Annotated in this window: 16 protein-coding genes; 6 read left to right on the top strand and 10 right to left on the bottom strand. The window is 62.6% G+C overall.

From position 1 onward, the window contains the following. Positions 1-126 precede the first annotated feature (126 nt). A complete protein-coding gene (locus tag V7Q10_RS13675) occupies positions 127-924 on the bottom strand; it encodes an alpha/beta hydrolase (RefSeq protein WP_333869679.1) in 798 nt (265 codons plus the stop codon). Positions 925-1,009: 85 nt separating this feature from the next. On the opposite strand from V7Q10_RS13675, the gene V7Q10_RS13670 reads away from it, so the two are divergent. Together V7Q10_RS13670 and V7Q10_RS13665 are read left to right on the top strand one after the other, a co-directional pair. Further along, positions 1,010-2,488, top strand: a complete 1,479-nt coding sequence (locus V7Q10_RS13670; RefSeq protein WP_333869678.1) for an NAD-dependent succinate-semialdehyde dehydrogenase — start codon at positions 1,010-1,012, stop codon at positions 2,486-2,488. A 258-nt stretch (positions 2,489-2,746) separates the two neighbouring features. Continuing rightward, positions 2,747-3,253, top strand: a complete 507-nt coding sequence (locus V7Q10_RS13665) for a peptidoglycan-binding domain-containing protein (RefSeq protein WP_333869677.1) — start codon at positions 2,747-2,749, stop codon at positions 3,251-3,253. 63 nt (positions 3,254-3,316) lie between these two features. Here the strand turns inward: V7Q10_RS13665 and V7Q10_RS13660 are convergent, their stop codons facing one another. The 5 genes from V7Q10_RS13660 to V7Q10_RS13640 all read right to left on the bottom strand — a co-directional run bounded on the left by V7Q10_RS13660 (position 3,317) and on the right by V7Q10_RS13640 (position 8,620). Beyond that, positions 3,317-3,772 (bottom strand): Hsp20 family protein, encoded by a 456-nt coding sequence (locus V7Q10_RS13660; RefSeq protein WP_333869676.1) that lies wholly within the window; start codon positions 3,770-3,772, stop codon positions 3,317-3,319. 157 nt (positions 3,773-3,929) lie between these two features. Then, positions 3,930-4,736 carry a trypsin-like serine peptidase gene (locus V7Q10_RS13655; protein WP_333869675.1) on the bottom strand — a complete coding sequence of 269 codons (807 nt, stop codon included), beginning with the start codon at positions 4,734-4,736 and terminating at the stop codon, positions 3,930-3,932. Between the two features lie 36 nt (positions 4,737-4,772). After that, positions 4,773-6,059 carry a glycolate oxidase subunit GlcF gene (gene glcF / locus V7Q10_RS13650; protein ID WP_333869674.1) on the bottom strand — a complete coding sequence of 429 codons (1,287 nt, stop codon included), beginning with the start codon at positions 6,057-6,059 and terminating at the stop codon, positions 4,773-4,775. Then, the gene (locus V7Q10_RS13645) at positions 6,059-7,123 is read right to left on the bottom strand and encodes an FAD-binding protein (RefSeq protein WP_333869673.1); all 1,065 of its coding nucleotides are present in this window, start codon (positions 7,121-7,123) and stop codon (positions 6,059-6,061) included. The genes glcF and V7Q10_RS13645 overlap by 1 nt, the downstream gene beginning before the upstream one ends. Positions 7,124-7,186: 63 nt before the next feature. Beyond that, positions 7,187-8,620, bottom strand: a complete 1,434-nt coding sequence (locus V7Q10_RS13640) for an FAD-linked oxidase C-terminal domain-containing protein (protein WP_333869672.1) — start codon at positions 8,618-8,620, stop codon at positions 7,187-7,189. A 99-nt stretch (positions 8,621-8,719) separates the two neighbouring features. Here V7Q10_RS13640 and V7Q10_RS13635 point away from each other — a divergent pair, with 99 nt between their 5' ends. Next, positions 8,720-9,412 carry a DUF599 domain-containing protein gene (locus V7Q10_RS13635; protein ID WP_333869671.1) on the top strand — a complete coding sequence of 231 codons (693 nt, stop codon included), beginning with the start codon at positions 8,720-8,722 and terminating at the stop codon, positions 9,410-9,412. On the opposite strand, the gene V7Q10_RS13630 is transcribed toward V7Q10_RS13635, so the two are convergent. From V7Q10_RS13630 to V7Q10_RS13615, 4 genes are read right to left on the bottom strand one after another with little or no spacing between them, the layout of a single operon-like run. Continuing rightward, positions 9,393-11,468, bottom strand: coding sequence for a hypothetical protein (locus V7Q10_RS13630; RefSeq protein ID WP_333869670.1), 2,076 nt, complete (start codon positions 11,466-11,468; stop codon positions 9,393-9,395). The genes V7Q10_RS13635 and V7Q10_RS13630 overlap by 20 nt on opposite strands. Beyond that, a complete protein-coding gene (locus V7Q10_RS13625; RefSeq protein WP_333869669.1) occupies positions 11,465-14,212 on the bottom strand; it encodes a DUF4159 domain-containing protein in 2,748 nt (915 codons plus the stop codon). The genes V7Q10_RS13630 and V7Q10_RS13625 overlap by 4 nt, the downstream gene beginning before the upstream one ends. Beyond that, positions 14,209-15,075: a DUF58 domain-containing protein gene (locus V7Q10_RS13620; RefSeq protein WP_333869668.1), complete on the bottom strand. Its 867-nt coding sequence runs from the start codon at positions 15,073-15,075 to the stop codon at positions 14,209-14,211. The genes V7Q10_RS13625 and V7Q10_RS13620 overlap by 4 nt, the downstream gene beginning before the upstream one ends. Further along, positions 15,072-16,076: an AAA family ATPase gene (locus tag V7Q10_RS13615; protein WP_333869667.1), complete on the bottom strand. Its 1,005-nt coding sequence runs from the start codon at positions 16,074-16,076 to the stop codon at positions 15,072-15,074. The genes V7Q10_RS13620 and V7Q10_RS13615 overlap by 4 nt, the downstream gene beginning before the upstream one ends. A gap of 84 nt (positions 16,077-16,160) precedes the next feature. Here V7Q10_RS13615 and V7Q10_RS13610 point away from each other — a divergent pair, with 84 nt between their 5' ends. The 3 genes from V7Q10_RS13610 to V7Q10_RS13600 all read left to right on the top strand — a co-directional run. Continuing rightward, a complete protein-coding gene (locus tag V7Q10_RS13610; RefSeq protein WP_333869680.1) occupies positions 16,161-16,733 on the top strand; it encodes a DUF1285 domain-containing protein in 573 nt (190 codons plus the stop codon). Continuing rightward, positions 16,733-17,509, top strand: a complete 777-nt coding sequence (locus V7Q10_RS13605) for a hydroxypyruvate isomerase family protein (RefSeq protein WP_333869666.1) — start codon at positions 16,733-16,735, stop codon at positions 17,507-17,509. The genes V7Q10_RS13610 and V7Q10_RS13605 overlap by 1 nt, the downstream gene beginning before the upstream one ends. 100 nt (positions 17,510-17,609) lie before the next feature. After that, on the top strand, positions 17,610-17,793 hold a 184-nt coding region (locus tag V7Q10_RS13600; RefSeq protein ID WP_333869665.1), incomplete at its 3' end, for a zinc-finger domain-containing protein.

Genomic DNA, 17,793 nt, shown 5'->3' with positions numbered 1-17,793 from the left:
ATGCGCGCCTATATCGAGCGCATGCATGCCAACAGCTAGGCGCGTTTGGCCAGCGGAGGCGGGGGGCTGTCTGCCCCCCACGGCCTTCGGCCTCCCCCCGAGGATATTTTCAGACAGATGAAGGGGTTAGAGTCCCTTCAGGCAGGTGGTGAGCAGCGCTGAGTCTGGGTGTTGCAGGCCGTCGATGACGTTGAAGTGGTGCAGGCCTGGATCGACGGTCCAAGCGCAATCCCAGGATTCTGACAGGGTGCGGGCCTGCCACAGAAAGGCTGGGCGTTCATTGCCGCCAACCCAGATATGGGCGTCGCAGGCGCGGGCGTGATGCGCCGGGCTTTCGGCAAGAGCTTCTTCGGGGTCGAGCCAGAGGGTTTGGTTCATCTCGGTTTGCAGCAAGGGTTCCAGATCGGCGAGCGGCGAGATCGGCACCACGCGGGCGGTGCGGGGGTGGTGGTGATCAGCGCAGCCCATGCGCGCGGCCAGATGGCCGCCCGCCGAATGGCCGGTGATGACCAAGGGCCCTGCGACTTCGGCGGCAGCCACGGCGACGGCATTGGCGATTTCGGCGGTGATGTCGCGAATGCGGGCCTGAGGTGCCAGCGTGTAAGACGGCATGGCGCAGGCCCAGCCGCGCGCCAGCGCCCCTGCCGCCAGATGCGACCAGCTTTCCCGCCCCATCGCCAGCCAATAGCCGCCATGCACAAAGACCAAAAGGCCGCGCGGGGTGGTTTGCGGCAAGAACAGATCCAAGGCTTGGCGTGGTTCTGGGCCATAAGGCAGGCCCAGCCGCGCGGATTTACCCAGGCTTGCGCGAAAGGCGGCGGCTTTTTGCGCCCAAAGATCCGGCAGCGCGTCAGAGCCCGGAATAAAGGCGCCATTGGCGTATTCGCGGTCCATATCCATCGCCATCTCTCCAGATTTTATCATAGTTTAAGTCCAGTCGCCCTTGGGGAACTGGACTTTCAGCCTCTCAGGATGCATTGCAGAGTCAACCGCGAAATGGGAGATCCAAATGCTCGATTCCGTCACCGATCTGCGTTCCATGTTGAAAGATCCTGCGCTGTTGCCGAACAAGGCATATATCGCGGGCGAATGGGTCGAGGCCGCCGATGGCGCGACCTTTGCTGTCACCAACCCCGCACGCGGCGATGTGATCGCGCATGTGCCCGATCTGACCCGCGCCGATGCGGCCCGCGCCATTGCCGCCGCCGATGTGGCGCGCCGCGACTGGGCTGCGCGCACCGGCAAGGAACGCGCGCAGGTGATGCGCAAGTGGTTTGATCTGTGCATGGCCGCGCAAGACGATCTGGCCGCCATCCTGACCGCCGAGATGGGCAAGCCTTTGGCCGAGGCCAAGGGCGAGGTGGCCTATGGCTCGGCCTATCTGGAATGGTTTGGTGAAGAGGCCAAGCGCACCTATGGCGAGATCATTCCCGGCCATATGCGCGACAAGCGGATTTCGGTGTTGAAGCAGCCGATCGGGGTTTGCGCCTCGATCACGCCTTGGAACTTTCCCAATGCGATGATCGCCCGCAAGGTGGCCCCCGCCTTGGCAGCAGGCTGCGGCTTTGTGGCCCGCCCTGCGGCCGAAACGCCGCTTTCGGCGATTGCGCTGGCTGTGCTGGCCGAGCGCGCCGGCGTGCCTGCGGGGGTGTTTTCGGTCATCACCTCAAGCCGCTCGTCCGAGATTGGCAAAGAGTTCTGCGAGAACAAGGCCATTCGCAAGCTGACCTTCACCGGATCCACCGAGGTGGGGCGGATTTTGCTGCGCCAAGCTGCGGATCAGGTGCTGAAATGCAGCATGGAGCTGGGCGGCAATGCGCCGTTTATCGTCTTTGATGACGCCGATCTGGATGCTGCCGTCGAAGGCGCGATGGTGTCGAAATTCCGCAACAATGGTCAGACCTGCGTTTGTGCCAACCGCATCTATGTGCAGGCCGGTGTCTATGATGCCTTTGCTGAAAAGCTGGCCTTGGCGGTGAAAAAGCTGTCGATTGGCGATGGTTTGGTGGCGGGCACCACGACGGGGCCGCTGATCAACCAAGACGCGGTTGAAAAGGTGGAAGAGCATATCGCAGATGTCTTGGCGGGGGGCGGCAAGATCGTCACCGGCGGCAAGCGTCACGCTTTGGGTGGCACCTTCTTTGAGCCAACCGTGGTGACGGGTGTGACGCCTGACATGATGGTGGCCAATGAAGAAACCTTTGGCCCGCTTGCGCCCTTGTTCAAGTTCGATACCGAAGCAGAGGTGATCGCACGCGCCAATGACACGATCTTTGGCTTGGCGTCTTATTTCTATGCTCGCGACATCGGTCGAATCACCCGTGTGCAAGAGCAGCTGGAATACGGCATGGTCGGGGTGAACACCGGCCTGATCTCGAACGAGATGGCGCCTTTTGGCGGCGTCAAGCAATCGGGTCTGGGCCGCGAGGGCAGCCACCACGGCATCGACGACTATATGGAACTGAAATACGTCTGCCTGTCGATCTAAGATTGGCAAAGCGGCAAGGCATGAAAACGGCGGGGGAAACCCTGCCGTTTTTTATTATCTATATATTTCAGTCGGTTAGATATTTGCTATCGCATAGCAGTCGCGCGATTTTGCCTAGCGTGGGGCTTTGGCGCTTTATCGGGTCATTCGCCAAGGGCAGTGCTCGCCTTTGGCCCAACCCCGAAAGGATGCGTCATGTTGCTAGGTTTCACCCCCAAATCTGTTTCCCTCAAGCAGGCCTCCCTCAAGCAGGCTGTCGTGGCCGCTGTCACTGCACTTGCCATCGCCGTTCCGGCTGCCCCTGCCTTGGCTTGGGGCCAGCGTGAACGCGATACGCTAACGGGGGTTGCAGGCGCGCTGTTGATCGAAAACGTGATCCGCAACAGCCGTCATACCCAAGCCCAAGCCGCGCAGCCGCAGTATGTGCCACAGCCGCAGCCGCGCTATGTCGAACCGCACTATCAGCCGCGCTATGTCGAGCCGCAATACCAACCGCGCCGTCGTCACTATGAGCAACGCGTTGTGGTTGCGCCTTCGATCTATGCCACACCTGCTGCTGATGCGTTTAAAAGCTATTCTTGGGCAGAGCGGCGGATGATCCAGCGCCGCCTTGCCGTCTTTGGTTACTACGACGGCGGGGTTGATGGTTCGTTCGGGCCGGGCACCTATTCGGCGATCACCGCCTATGCCAATGCACAAGGTCAGGGCCGCGCGCTGCGCGCCACCAATACCGCCTATGCGGTCTATGATGGGCTGATTTACTAAGCGCTGATATGCAACAGGCCTGAGAGCGCCTCAGGCCTGTTGGTCGTGCGGTGGCGTGGGCGCTTAGGCTTCGATGGTTGCCATGGTTGCGCTGACGCCGCGGCCAATTTCGATGCGGCGCGGTTTCAGTGCCTCTGGCATTTCGCGCAGCAGATCAATATGCAGCATGCCGTGTTCGTGAACAGCCCCCGACACTCGCACATGGTCTGCCAAAGCAAAGCGGCGGTCAAAGGCACGGGTAGCAATGCCACGGTGCAGATAGGTCTTTGCGCTATCGTCAGGCGCCTTGCGGGCGCTGACATGGACGGCGTTTTCCTTGACCTCGACCGAAAGATCGTCGGGCGAAAAGCCTGCAACCGCGATCGAGATGCGATAGGCATCCTCGGCGGTTTTTTCGATGTTATAGGGGGGGTAGCTGGGCTGGGCCACATCGGCAGTCAGCGCGCGATCCATCAGATCGGCAATGCGGTCAAAGCCAACGGTGGCGCGATAAAGCGGGGCAAAATCCAAAGTACGCATAGCATCCTCTTTCAAGCGATGTCGGGCAGGCAGGGCCTGCGCCGTGGTGATGCCTTCCCTGATGGGCAAGGCGGGAAATCCTTGGGCCCATGATTGGCATCCCAAGACCTCTTTGATTTGGGAAGGCGCGGCAGCGGTTTCAAGCCCTGGCCCAGAGCTAGGGTTTCAGGAATTTCGCGCCGCTGGCCTTGCCGCCCGAAAGCGTGCTGATGTGCTTGCCCACCGTCAGGTTTGGCGGGCTCTGCTTGGCCAATTCTGCCCGCAGACTTTGGAGTGGTCTTTGCAACACGGCCCCCAGCGCCACCTTTTTCCCCTTGGCCTCGGCCTTGGCGGAAATCACCGAAACGATCACTGCGGCGCCGTTTTGCATCGCAAAAACCGGTGCGCCTGAAGAGCCATAGTCGATGTCGCAAGACATCACCAAGACCGTGGTCGAGGCGTCGATCACATGGCAAAGCTCTTGCAGCGAGGGCACCTCTGCTCGATTTTGCGCGTAAGAGACCACCCCTACCTCGGCGCCGATGCCGGTGGTGTCCGCCGTGGCAAAGGCTGTGATCGAGGGTTGGCGGATCGGCTGATCCAGTTGGATCAGGGCAATGTCATTGCCGACACGGTCCAGATCCGAGGCATGATCGGGCCAGTAATCTGGATGTGTCACCGCGATGGCGGCCCTTCGATAGGCCTCGGCACGACCATTGCGCAGGCCGGCCAGAAACTGGATATCCTTTGGCGCAACCTTTTCGCCGGTGTTCTTGTCGTAAAGGCAATGCGCGGCCGTCAGCACAAGATCAGGCGCAATCAGCGCCCCCGAGCAAAAGCCATGCCTGCCAAGATCCAACCGCCCTACCGCGTTCCACCCCTTTGACTGATCCGCGGTTTGCAAGCCTATCAAAGGCGCCTCCCGCGCAGGGGCGGCTGCGGCAAGCCAAGGCAAAACCAGCGTTAAAATCAAGCCAAGTCGCATCTTCCCTCCCCGCGATGGCGCAAGGCTAGGCCAGAACTACGGCTGATTTATGGCATCCAAGCCGCGCGGGCGTGGCCCGCCTGTGGCCCAATCCAACAGCTCGACCGTATGCACCACCGGCACGCCGGTGGCCGATCCGATCTGCATCATACAGCCGATATTGCCCGCCGAGATGATATCGGGCTTCTTGGCTTCCAGCGTTTGCACCTTGCGCGCCTTCAGCTGCGCCGAAATCTCGGGCTGGAGCAGGTTATAGGTGCCCGCCGATCCGCAGCACAGATGGCTGTCGGCAGGTTCCACCACGGTGAATCCCACCCGTTTCAGCAAATCTTTCGGCGCGGTCTTGATCTGCTGACCGTGCTGAAGGCTACAGGCGGCATGATAGGCCACCCGCAAGCCCTTTGGCGCGCCTTCGGGCAGCCCCAGCTTCACCAACAGCTCCGAGATATCCATCGTCAGCGCCGAAACCGCCGCCGCGTCGTCCGAGCCGATCATATGGCCGTAATCCTTGACCGTGGTGCCGCAGCCCGAGGTGTTGATAACAATCGCATCCAGACCCGCACCGCGCTTTTCCGCCATAAAGGCCGCGATATTGGCTTGAGCCGAGGCATGGCTTTCCGCCTCGCGCCCCATGTGATGCGTCAGCGCCCCGCAGCAGCCCATGCCCTGCGGCACCACCACCTCGCAGCCAAGCCGCCGCAGCAGCCGGATGGTGGCATCATTGATATCGGTGTTCAGCGCCTTTTGCGCACAGCCCGTCATCAGCGCTACCCGCATCCGCTGCGGTGCGGTCGGGGCAAAGCTTTGCGGATCATCATTGCGGCTGACCGGCGGAATGGTCTTGGGAGCCATCGCCAGCATCGCCCGCAGCCGCGCATCCGGGATCAGCCCGGCAAAGGGCCGCCCCAGCTTGGCCGCAAACAAGGCCAGCCGAAACCGCGTCGGATGCGGGATCACCTTGGCCAAAACCCAGCGCAGGGCCCGGTCCGACAAAGGCCGCTTGTAGGTCTTTTCGACATAGACGCGCGCCTGATCAATCAGATGCATGTAATCGACGCCACTGGGGCAGGTGGTGGTGCAGGCAAGGCAAGACAGACAGCGGTCAATATGCTTGACGGTCTTCTCATCGGCAGGTCGGCCGGTCTCCAGCATTTCCTTGATCAGATAGATCCGGCCGCGCGGGCTGTCCAACTCATCGCCCAAGACCTGATAGGTCGGGCAAGTCGCGGTGCAAAAGCCGCAATGCACGCAAGAGCGCAAAATGCTATTGGCCTCTGCCAAGGCGGGGTCTTGCAATTGCTCGACAGTGAAATTGGTTTGCATCAGCCCATGATCCCCTGGTTGAAAACCCCGCGCGGGTCAAATTGCGCCCGCAAGGCGCGGCTTAGGGCGACGATCCCTGCGGCTTCAGGCTGAAAGCTTGGCGTGCTTTGACCCGGCAGGCTCCGCAGCAAAGTGGCACTGCCCAAACCCGCCACAGCCGCGCGCACTGGCGCGCTGCCTGCGGGATCCAACAGCCAGATCAAACCGCCACCCCAATCGCAAATCGCCTCCAAGCCCAAAGCGGCGATGATCCCCGCGGCCTCGGTGGGCTTTACCGCCAGCCGCCAAACCGCACCATCGCGGGCAGCAAACGGCGTGACATCGCGCACCGCCGACCAATCGCCCGCCGCTTCCTGCCAATCGCCCAACAGCCCGCGCAACTGGGTGGCACGATAGGCCACAGACCCCGCCATGCCCTCAATCCGGATCATCGCGCGCCCCGCCATCCAAGCCGCCCCCGAGATGTCATAGGGCGAGCCCAACGCCTTGCGCAAATCGGCCAAACCCTCGATAATACCGCGTTCCGCCACCAACGTCAGCTGCGCCTCAGGCACTGCTTGCACCTTGAAGGCCAACTCGCTGATCACGCCAAGGCTGCCATGGCTGCCCGCCATCAGCTTAACCAGATCATAGCCGGTGACGTTTTTCATCACCCGCCCACCATTCTTGATGATCTGCCCCGCGCCATCGACAAAACGCACCCCCAAAAGCGCATCGCGACAAGCACCCACCTGCAACCGCCGCGGCCCCGAGGCATTCACCGCCACCACGCCGCCAAGCGTCGATGCCCCCTCGCGCCGCAACAGCCCGCGCATATCAGGCACCTCAAAGGCCAAGCGCTGCCGCTCGCCGGCCAGCACTGCCTCGATCTCAGCCAAAGGCGTGCCCGCCCGCGCCACAAGCGTCAAAGCCCCGGGTTCATAAAGCTCAACCCCGCTTAGCCCCGAGGTCTGCAAAACCTCGCCAACCGCCGCGCCAATCGTCCGGGTGCCGCCGCCCTGCACAACCAAGGCCTTCGACCCAAGGATCGCTTCGCTCAACTCCGCTTCCGTCGCAGGGCGCATCGGCTACCCCTTTCATCTGTCTAAAAATATCCTCGGGGTCCGGGGCAGACAGCCCCGGGGGTCTCATCCAGCGCGCCGGCTTGCGGTGACATCCAAAGGAAACACCTTGGCCGGGTTCAACAGCCACTTGGGGTCAAACACATCCTTGACCCGCAGCTGCGCTTCCAGATCTTGCGGCGCAAATTGCACCTTCATCAGATCGCGCTTCTCGATGCCCACGCCGTGCTCGCCGGTCAAACAGCCGCCCACCTCGACACAAAGCTTCAAGACCTCGGCGCCAAAGGCCTCGCAAAGCTCCAGATCACCGGGTTTGTTCGCATCATACAAGATCAGCGGGTGCATATTGCCGTCGCCGGCATGAAACACATTGCCGACATCCAGACCAAATTGCACACTCATCTCGCCAATCCGGCGCAGCACATAGGGCAGCGAGGTCACCGGAATCGTGCCATCCAGACACATATAGTCATTGATCTGCCCCATCGCGCCAAAGGCAGATTTGCGGCCCAGCCAGATCCGCTTGGCCTGATCTTCGTCTTCGGCCTCGCGGAATTCTACCGGGTTATGGGTCAGCGCAATGGTCTTGATCCGCGCCAATTGCTCGGCAATCTCGGCCTGCGAACCCTCGACCTCGATGATCAACAGCGCCTCGCAATCAGGGTATCCGGCCTTGGCAAAGGCTTCGGTGGCGCGGATGCAGGGGCGGTCCATGAATTCAATCGCCACCGGCAGAATGCCGGCTTTGATGATGTCAGACACACAAGCCCCCGCCACTTCGTTGCTGTCAAAGCCCACCAAGACCGGCCGCGCGCCTTCGGGCTTTGGCAAGATCCGCAGCGTGGCCTCGGTCACCACGCCCAGTTGCCCTTCAGAGCCACAGACCACGCCCAACAGATCCAGCCCGCCCGCATCCATCCACGGCCCGCCAAGCTCGACCACCTCGCCGGTCATCAGAACCATCGTCACCCCCAACAGATTGTTGGTGGTCACCCCGTATTTCAAACAATGCGCCCCGCCCGAATTCATCGCGATATTGCCGGCAATGGCGCAGGCCAATTGGCTGGAAGGATCGGGCGCATAAAAGAACCCATCGCTTTCAACCGCGCCGGTCACCGACAGATTGGTGCGCCCCGATTGCACGCGGATAAAGCGGTTGTCGTAGTCGGTTTCCAGAACGCCATTCATCCGACCCACGCCCAAGATCACGCAATCCGCCGTCGGCAGTGCGCCGCCTGCCAAACTGGTGCCCGAGCCGCGCGGCACCACCGGCACGCCTTCTTCGTGGCAGATGCGCAAGACCGCTGCCACCTCTTCGGTCGATCGCGGCAAGACCGCTGCCAGCGGCGCGCAGCGGTAAGCGCTCAGGGCATCGCATTCATAGGCCCGCGTCTCGGCCGGATCGGTGATCAGCGCATCGGCAGGCAAAACAGCCGCAAGCCGCGCATAAATCGCAGCCTTACGCGCCAGAATTGTGGCGTTTGGAATGGGCATCTGCATGGCGGCCTCCTCTTTGGTAAGAAAATATAACCAATTTCTGCGATCAAGCAAGCCATTCTTCCTCTTTCGCTGATCTGCCGGAGGCACTAGCATAAGAAAATGGAACATATGTTACTTTTTGCCGGCTTTGGCGCCTTGGATCAGATCGCTTTGGCGGTGGTTTTGCTGTCGTGGTTTTCGATCGGCTGGTTTATCGAGCATCCCCCCGCAGGCCGCCCCTCGGTCAGCCTGTTGATGCAGGCCTACCGGCGCGAATGGATGCAGCAGTTTCTCACGCGGCAGCCTCGGATTTTTGACGCCTCGATGATCGACAGTCTGCGACAAAGTACGGCGTTTTTCGCCTCGGCATCGATGATTGCGATTGGGGGAGCGATTGCGATGATCGGTAATCCGGCAGCGGTGCGCGGCGTTGCAGCGGATCTGACACTGTCGACCGAAAGTCTTGCCATCGAGTTGCGGGTGCTGTTGGTGGTGGGGTTCTTGGCCAATGCGCTGTTAAAGTTCATCTGGTCGCATCGGCTGTTTGGCTATTGCTCGATCATGATGGCGGCGGTGCCAAATGATCCCGCAGATCCGATGGCCGCGCCGCGTGCAGCACAAGCGGCCGAGCTGAACATCACCGCCGCCAAAAGCTTTAACCGCGGCCTGCGCTCGATCTATTTTGCTTTGGGATCCTTGGCTTGGCTTTTGGGCGGCTATGCTTTGATCGCGGCGTCCTTGTTGACGGCTGCGGTGTTGTTTCGCCGCGAATTTGCCTCGACCTCGCGGCAGATCATGCTGCAGTCCGCCTAAAGCCGCGCCCCTCGCGCAGCCAAGCCGCCAGCGACAACAGCGCCACCAACAACAGCATCAGCCAGCTTGGCAGCAGCGGGCTGACCTTAAGATCTTGGGTGACATAGGCGGCGCGCGGGGTCAGCCCGATCCAGCCGCGCCCGGCGGCAGGGCGGCCTTCGCGCACCATGCGCAGGCTGGGAACCCCGTCTTGCAGCCGCAACAGGCCACCTTGCAAGGGCGCCACACTTGGGGCCAGCAGATCCGCAGTTGCCAAGGTTTGCTCGAATTCCTTGGGTGCTGCGGGCCCGACCGCAACCACCCGCACCAGATCGCCCTGTTGTAGCCGGTAAAGCCCCAGCTCGGGGGCCTGCCAAGTCAGCACGAAACGGCCTGCGCTGGTTTGTGGCATTGGCAGGCTGATCTTTGCGCCGCTGGGGGCGGTGATCGCCAGATCGCCCAAAGGCTTGTCGGAAATCGAGTGGCGCGTGATCGTCAGCACATCGCCCTTGGCGGTGGCGGTCAGCGATTCTTCTTCCAGTTCGGGTTCTTTCAGCATCCAATGCGCCAGCCTGCGCAGCAGTTCCAACTGCGGCCCGCCGCCTTCAAAGCCGCGCCCCCAAAGCCAGGCTTGATCCGAGGCCAGCACCGCAATGCGGCCTTGATCGACGCGGTCAAGGATCAACAGCGGCTTATCTTCTGCCCCCGACATCACCACTTGTCCGCGCAGCGGGATCACCTCGGTCTGGCGGAACCAGCGGCCCCAGCCGTCTTTGGGGGCCAGCGCCTCTAGGCCTTGGGTGACGGGATGACGCTTGCCAAGCTCGGTCAGTTTTGGGCGAAAGCCCTGTTCGATCACCTTGGCGGTGGGTTCTGCGGGCAAAATCTGAGCCAGAGGCGAGCGCCAAAGGCTATCGACCGCGCCATATTCCGGCCCCGCTGCCACCAGCACCGTGCCGCCACCTTTGACGTAATCGACCACATTTTGCAGATATTGCATCGGAAGAATGCCGCGCATCGAATAGCGGTCAAAGATGATCAGATCAAAATCCTTGATCTTTTCCACAAACAGCTCGCGGGTGGGAAAGGCGATCAGCGACAGCTCGTCGGTGGGCACGCCGTCTTGTTTTTCGGGCGGGCGCAGGATGGTGAAATGCACCAGATCGACCGAAGGATCCGATTTCAGCAGGTTACGCCAGACCCTCTCGCCGGTATGCGGCTCGCCCGAGACCAACAGCACCCGCAGACGGTCGCGCACGCCGTTGATCTGCACCACAGCCGCATTGTTGCGGTCTGTCAGCTCGCCCGCTTGGGCGGCCACCGAAAACTGCAACACGTTCATCCCCGCATGCGGCAGCCGCAACGGCAGCTCCAGATCGGTATTGGTCGCGATGGTGAATTCCAGCGGCGCTTGATCGTCGAGGCTGATTTTCAGCACGACCTGACGGCCCAAGGCGGCAGGCACAGCGCCTTCGTCCTGCACCCGCAGCTTCAGCGTGACATCTTCGCCCATGATGGCAAAGGCGGGGGCTTCGGTGATGATCAGGCGGCGGTCCCAATCGGCAGTCGTCCCTGTCAGCAGCACATGCAGCGGTGCAGGCAGCGCGGGTGTCAGGCCAAGGTCGTGGACTTGGCCGTCGGTGACAAGGATCGCGCCAGAGATGCGGGCGCGGGGTTCTTCGGCAATCGCTTGCGCCAATGCGGTCATCGCCAAAGTGCCCGCATTGTCCGGCCCGTCGCCAAAGCGGATCACCCGCAGGTCGGTATTGCCCAAGGCTGCAACCTGCGCCGAAATCCGCGCCACGGCCTCGGCGCTTTGCGCGGGCCTTGCGGCAAGACCTTGGCTTGCGCTTTCATCCACCAGCAAAAGCACGATGTCGTTCAAAGGCTTGCGGTCTTCGATCTGTAGCGAGGGATTGGCCAGCCCCAGCGCCAGCACCGCAAACGCCAGTGCGCGAAACGGCCAGCCGCGCAGGCCCTTCCACAGCGCAAAGCCAAGCAGGGCCATGGCAAGCACCATGAGGCCCCAGATCAGCCGCAGATCAACCAGCGGCGCAAACACCAGGCTTTCGGTCATTGGCCAAGCCTTTCCAGCAGCGCAGGCACATGCACCTGATCGGATTTGTAATTGCCGGTCAGCACATGCATGATCACATTGATGCCAAAGCGAAAGGCGATTTCGCGCTGCCGCTCGCCCGCATAACCGCGCCCCACGGGAAACTGCGCCACGCCGTTTTCATCCACCGCCCAAGCCGCCGCCCAATCGCCGCCGCCAATGATCACTGGCGTGACGCCATCGTTCAGATTGCGAAACGGCATGCCATCGGTCTGTTCGGCACCCGGGGGGGCTGCCTCGACCCAAAGCGGGCTGCCGGCATAGCGGCCGGGGAAGTCTTGCAGCAGATAAAAGCTGCGGGTCAGCACATGGTCTTGCGGGATCGGTTCCAGCGGCGGAATATCCAAGCCCGAGGCGATCAGTTGCAGCATCTGGCCTTCGGGCGTGCTGCCGCCAAGCCCTGAAAGATCACCATCGCGGGTGTCAAACAGGATCATGCCGCCGGTGCGCAGAAATTTGTTCAGCTTGGCATAGGCGGTCAGCGAGGGCAGGGCCTGCCCGGCGGTCATCGGCCAATACAAAAAGGGAAAGACCTCTAGATCGTCGCGCTCTAGGTCAACCGCCATCGGTGCTTCGGGCTCGATGCTGGTGCGACCCCAAAGCTGATCGCCCAAGCCCATCAGCCCCGCCGCCGAGATGGCGTCTTGGCCCGCATCGCCGGTTTGCACATAGGCCAGCACCACGCCGCGCGTCGCCTCGATCGCGCGGGCGTCGGCGGCCGCATCGGCGCGGGCATGTTGCGGGCTGGCCAGCATTGCGAGCGCAAGCACCGCCGCAAGCCCCAGCCGCCCCGAAACCCAAAGTGCGGCCAGCACATCCAGCGCCAGAAACAGCAGCGCTGCGGTCAAAAGCGCGCCTTTCAAGGCTTGCGGTGTCGCCTGCTCGATGCCTTCGATCACGGTGCCCGCAGGCCAAGTGGCGGGTGCAATCTGGGTCTGCGCGCCAATCACATTCAGCGCCACTTTGCGCGCGCCGCCGGCATATAGTCCGGGCGGCAGGGCTGCACTGGGGCCGTTTTGCAGCGCGCGCGCCAGATCGGTCCCTGCGACCCCCGCCACGGCTGCGGCAGGGCCGTCTTGGCCAAAGCCATCTAACACGCGGTCGGGCACCCAAGTCTGCCCTGCCAGATCTTGCGTCAGCGGCGCCGCCGCACGGATCGACACCGCAAGCCGTTCCAACATCTGCACAAATAGCCCTGAAAGCGGCAGGTTCGACCATTCGGCATTGGCGGTGACATGCACCAAGACCACACTGCCCGCGCCAATTGCCTTGCGGGTGACAAGCGGGGTGCCATCGGCCAGTGCGGCGATGGTGCGGGCACTAAGATCGGGGTCGGGCTGGGCCAAGACCTGCTGGCTGACCGTCACATCGGCGGGCAAGGGCAGGCCGTGAAAGGGGCTGTCTTCGGGAAAGGGCGCCAGCGTTTTCGGCTCGCCCCAGCTCATCGCGCCGCCAACCTGCTGGCCGCCTTGGCGCAGACGCACTGGCATCAGCGGGTCTTCGCTGGCACGCGACAGATCCGAAGCCGCAAGCCTTGGCCCGGCAAAGCGCAGCAACAGCCCGCCCTTATCGGCCCAAGCCAGCAGCGCCTCGGTCTCGGGTGGGCTGATCTGGGCGACATCGGCCAGCACGATCACATCGGGATTGGCCGCAATCACATCGCCCAGACCGCCTTCGATCAGATCGGCCACAGGCGCCAGCGCTTGGCGTAGATAAAAGGTGGGTTGCAGCAGTTGCAGCCCCTCGCGGTCGGCCGAAGCCGCGATCAGCGCGATCTTGCGCCGCTTTAGACTGTCATCGGTCAGCGAAACCGCCGCCGCCGTGCGCTGGCCCAAAAGCGAGAATCTCGTGATGCGGTTGCGCAGCTCGGGTGGCAGGGTCAGCGTGGTTTGCGCCTCGGTCGCGCCTGCGGCAAAGCTAAGGGTGGCGCGCGCCAGCTCGCGGTCGATGCCCGCAGGGTCAGGGCCGCGCGCGATGACGTCAAGCGTGGTTTGCGCAACGGCGGGGCTGCGCGCGGCGCTAAGTTTGATCGCGCCGCTGTCAAATCCCGCGGGGCGCAGCGCAAAGATCGGGCGGGGCGAGACAAAGACCGTCAGCGCACCCTTGGCCGATAGCGCCGCCGTCAGCGCCGCGCGGTCTGGATGCGCCAGCCCGTCGCTAAGCCAATAGCTGTCAAAGCCCTGCGCGGGCAGCAGCGCGGCCCAAGCCTGCATCTGATCGGGCGCATAGGCCCGCGGTGTCATCGCGGCCAAGCGGCCTGTCCAGCTGTCGGCGGGTTGAAAGCCGATTTGCTGCGGCGCATCGGTCAGTTGCACAAGGGCGGTGGGGCGGCCCAAGCGGCCTGCCTCGGCCAGCAAGCCTTGGGCCTTTTCCATCTGGCGCGGCCAGTCGCGGGCATCGGCCCAGCCGCCATCAACCACAATCAGCAAAGGCCCCGTGCCCAGCGCGCGGCTGGCAGGGTTCAGCACAGGCCCTGCAAAACCGATGATCGCCGCAGCCACCGCCAAGGCGCGCAGCAGCAAAAGCCACCACGGGGTTTTATCGGACTGCACATCCTGATCGGCCAAACCCAACATCAGGGCGACGGCAGGAAAGCGGCGGCGGATCGGCGCGGGCGGAATTGCGCGCAGCAAAAGCCATAGGATCGGCAGCGCCAGCAGGCCCCACAACAGGGCGGGAAAGGCAAAGCCAACGGCAGGGATCATACCCGAGCCTCCAAGGCGCGATAGGCCCAAAGCAAGGCCGCTTGCGCCGGTGCGCCGGTGTGGTGGCACTGATAATGCCAGCCCGTCGCCGCCGCCAGACGGGTCAGCGCGTCTTTGCGTTCAGCCAAGCGCGCCAGATACCGCGCCCGCAGATCGCCCGCGCTTTGGGTTTCATGCCGCAGCGCGCCCTGCATAGATTCAAAAATCGTGCGGCCTTGAAAGGGGAAGTCTTCTTCGGCGGGATCAAGCACTTGCAGCAGCACGCCGCGAATGCCGCGATCTGCGGCAGTGATCATCGCCTGTTCCGTCAGATCCAGATTGCCCAGAAAATCCGACAAAAACACCGCCCGCCCATGCGCCGCCATGCCGGTGACATCGGGCGCGCCATAGTCTTGGCTGTCTTCGGTCTGCAAGCCATCCAGCAGCGCCATGATCTGCGCGCGTCCAGGTTTTGGCACCATGCCAGACAGCCCCACCCTTTCGCCGCCGCGCAGCAACAGCACCGCAAGCGCCAGCCCCAGCACGCGGGCGCGGTCGGCCTTGGAGCCGCGCGCAGGGTCACCGCTAAAGCGCATCGCCGTTGCGCTGTCGATCCACAGGCTGACCGATTGCGCCACCTGCCATTCGCGTTCGCGCACAAAATGCGCGTCAGACCGGGCTGATCGTCGCCAATCCATCGCGCGCGCCGGATCACCGGCATGGGCGGGGCGGTATTGCCAAAACTCATCGCCCTGACCAGCCCGCCGTCTGCCATGTTCGCCCAAAAGCACGGTTGCTGCCAAATGCTCGGCCTCTGCCAGCAGGGCTGGCAGCGATTGGCCAAGCGTTTCGGCCTGCGCGCGAAGGCTGGCGGTCTGGCTCACGCAGCAGCCTCAAGTCGCAATGTGCGCGCCACCGTGCGCTCAATCAGGCCTGCAAGCGTCTCGCCCCTTGCGCGAGCGGCAAAAGACAGCGCCATGCGGTGTTCCAGTACCGGATGCGCCATCGCCGCGACATCGGCAATCGAAGGCACCAGCCGCCCATCCAGCAAGGCCCGCGCCCGCACCGTCAGCATCAGCGCTTGCGCCGCACGCGGTCCCGGCCCCCAAGCCAGAGTGCCCGCCAGTTCGGCGCCTTCGGGCTCGGCGGGGCGGCAGGCGCGCACCAGATCCAAGATCGCCTCGACCACAGCCTCGCCCACGGGCATGCGGCGCAGCAGGGCTTGGGCCGCGATCAGATCCTCGGCGCTAAAGACTTGATGGGCTGCGGCCTGATTGGCCCCCGTGGTGGCAAGCAAGATGTCACGCTCATGCGCGCGGGTGGGATAGGCCACGTTCACCTGCAGCAAAAAGCGGTCAAGCTGGGCCTCGGGCAGCGGATAGGTGCCTTCTTGTTCAATCGGGTTTTGCGTCGCCAAAACATGGAAGGGGCGGCCCAGCGGGCGCTGTTGGCCTGCAATCGTCACCTCGCGTTCCTGCATTGCCTGCAACAGTGCCGATTGGGTGCGCGGCGAGGCGCGGTTGATTTCATCTGCCATCAGCAATTGGCAAAACACCGGACCTTGCAAAAACCGAAAGGCGCGGCTGCCATCTGCGGCGGTTTCCAGCACTTCGGACCCCAGAATATCGGCCGGCATCAGATCGGGGGTGAACTGAATGCGATTGCCGTGCAGCCCCATCACGGTGGACAGTGTCTCGACCAGCAGCGTCTTGCCCAAACCGGGCAGGCCCACCAACAAAGCATGCCCGCCACAAAGCATTGCCGCCAAGACCTGATCGACCACGCGGTCTTGGCCGATAAACTTTTGGTTGATAGAGGCCTTTGCCGCGCCCAAACGCGCGCCAAGCGCTTCAATCTCGGCGACAAGCTGGGTAGGATCGGCCATGACATTCCTCCGGAAGTGGGTATATGCTTCTATATGAGCCAATCTAGGCCTTGGGTACAAATGACAAACAGCAAAACGGCACAAATGATTGTGAAACCCTTGGCCGAAGGGCTGGATGCGGTGCGCGCTGCCGCCAAAAAGGGCTTGCCGCCAGTGCATTTGTGGCATCCGCCGTTTTGCGGCGACATTGATATGCGCATTGCGCGCGATGGCACATGGTTTCACGAAGGCTCGCCGATCGGGCGCATGCCTTTGGTCAAGCTGTTCTCTTCGATTCTGCGGCTGGAGGAGGGCAAGTATTTCCTTGTCACCCCGGTGGAAAAGGTCGGCATCGTGGTGGATGACGCGCCCATGCTGGCGATTGACTTCGAGGTTGAAGGCACGGGGACGGCGCAGGTCTTGCGGTTTTTCACCAAGACCGAAGACGAGGTGGTAGCCAATGCCGAAAACCCGATCCGCGTGGCGCGCGACGCAGCCACCGGCGAGCCTGCGCCTTATGTGCATGTGCGCGCTGGGCTCGAGGCGCTGATTGATCGCAAATCGTTTTACCGCTTGGTTGATCTGGGGGTGCATCATGCGGTGGCGGGGCAAGATTGGTTTGGTTTGTGGTCGGGGGGGAGTTTCTTTCCGATCATTCCTTCGCTAGAACTCGCCTGATGTTGAAATATTGTGCCAATTTGACCATGCTTTTTACCGAGGTCGCGACGCTGGATCGCGCAGGCCTTGCCGCGCAAGCTGGCTTTGATGGCGCAGAGGTTTTGTTTCCCTATGAACACACAGCCGCCGAATGGGAGGCTGCGTTAAACGGGCTGCCCTTGGCGCTGATCAACACTCCGCCCGGCAATTGGGCGGCAGGGGATCGGGGTTTTGCCGCGGTCACAGGGCAAGAGACCCGCTTTCGCGACGGATTTCTGCGCGCGGCAGCGCTTGCCACCCGGCTTGGGGCGCAGCGGGTGCATGTGATGGCCGGTGTCGCCAAAGGCCCGCAAGACGAACAAACCTATGTCGAAAATCTGGCTTGGGCCGCCGATCAGGCCCCCGATCTGGGCCTGACCATCGAGCCGATCAACCCCGACGACATGCCCGGATATTTCCTGAATGATTTCGATCAGGCGGGACGGATTGTCGATGATCTGGCGCGGCCAAATCTGGGCATGCAGTTTGATCTGTGGCACGCCGCGCGCATTCATGGCGATGCGGCCCAAGTCTGGGCGCGCCACCGCGACCGCGTGCGCCACATTCAGATCGCAGGCTTTCCCAGCCGTAATGAACCGGGCGGCGGCGGCTTTGATCTGACCGGGCTTTGCGCCGATCTGGAAAGCCGCGACTACCAAGGCTGGATCGCCGCAGAATACCGTCCCGCGCGCGCCACCGTGCATGGCTTGGGCTGGCTGGCTGCCCTTAAAAGCCGTGCAAAGCTGATTGGCGCCTAAGGCTTCGCTGCCGAAACTTTGCCGCAGCCTCACCTCGGGCCTTGTCGCCCCACCTGTGCAGCGGTTAGACTGTGCGCAAGCCAATTCAAGGAAGCCACCGATGACCCGCAACGCGCCTGAAACCATCTCTGTCACCAAATGGAAAGTCGCCTGCGACGGTGGCGACGCGGCTTTGGGGCATCCTCGGGTTTGGCTGACCATTCCGGCTGACACCGGCTTTGTCGAATGCGGCTATTGTGATCGCCGCTACGAGATCGACCGCGCCCATGCGCATGACGATCACT

The sequence above is a fragment of the Cypionkella sp. genome, from assembly GCF_036782355.1.
GTDB lineage: Bacteria > Pseudomonadota > Alphaproteobacteria > Rhodobacterales > Rhodobacteraceae > Cypionkella.
The sequence above is the reverse complement of the archived record's forward strand: the minus strand, read 5'-3'. Positions and strand labels throughout refer to the sequence as shown.

Coding starts and splice junctions, on each gene's coding strand:
- V7Q10_RS13625 (WP_333869669.1), bottom strand. CDS start 14,212: ATGATCCCTGCCGTTGGCTTTGCCTTTCCCGCCCTGTTGTGGGGCCTG.
- V7Q10_RS13630 (WP_333869670.1), bottom strand. CDS start 11,468: ATGACCGAAAGCCTGGTGTTTGCGCCGCTGGTTGATCTGCGGCTGATC.
- V7Q10_RS13640 (WP_333869672.1), bottom strand. CDS start 8,620: ATGCAGATGCCCATTCCAAACGCCACAATTCTGGCGCGTAAGGCTGCG.
- V7Q10_RS13670 (WP_333869678.1), top strand. CDS start 1,010: ATGCTCGATTCCGTCACCGATCTGCGTTCCATGTTGAAAGATCCTGCG.
- V7Q10_RS13615 (WP_333869667.1), bottom strand. CDS start 16,076: ATGGCCGATCCTACCCAGCTTGTCGCCGAGATTGAAGCGCTTGGCGCG.
- V7Q10_RS13655 (WP_333869675.1), bottom strand. CDS start 4,736: ATGCGACTTGGCTTGATTTTAACGCTGGTTTTGCCTTGGCTTGCCGCA.
- V7Q10_RS13660 (WP_333869676.1), bottom strand. CDS start 3,772: ATGCGTACTTTGGATTTTGCCCCGCTTTATCGCGCCACCGTTGGCTTT.
- glcF (WP_333869674.1), bottom strand. CDS start 6,059: ATGCAAACCAATTTCACTGTCGAGCAATTGCAAGACCCCGCCTTGGCA.
- V7Q10_RS13675 (WP_333869679.1), bottom strand. CDS start 924: ATGATAAAATCTGGAGAGATGGCGATGGATATGGACCGCGAATACGCC.
- V7Q10_RS13645 (WP_333869673.1), bottom strand. CDS start 7,123: ATGCGCCCTGCGACGGAAGCGGAGTTGAGCGAAGCGATCCTTGGGTCG.
- V7Q10_RS13605 (WP_333869666.1), top strand. CDS start 16,733: ATGTTGAAATATTGTGCCAATTTGACCATGCTTTTTACCGAGGTCGCG.
- V7Q10_RS13635 (WP_333869671.1), top strand. CDS start 8,720: ATGGAACATATGTTACTTTTTGCCGGCTTTGGCGCCTTGGATCAGATC.
- V7Q10_RS13610 (WP_333869680.1), top strand. CDS start 16,161: ATGATTGTGAAACCCTTGGCCGAAGGGCTGGATGCGGTGCGCGCTGCC.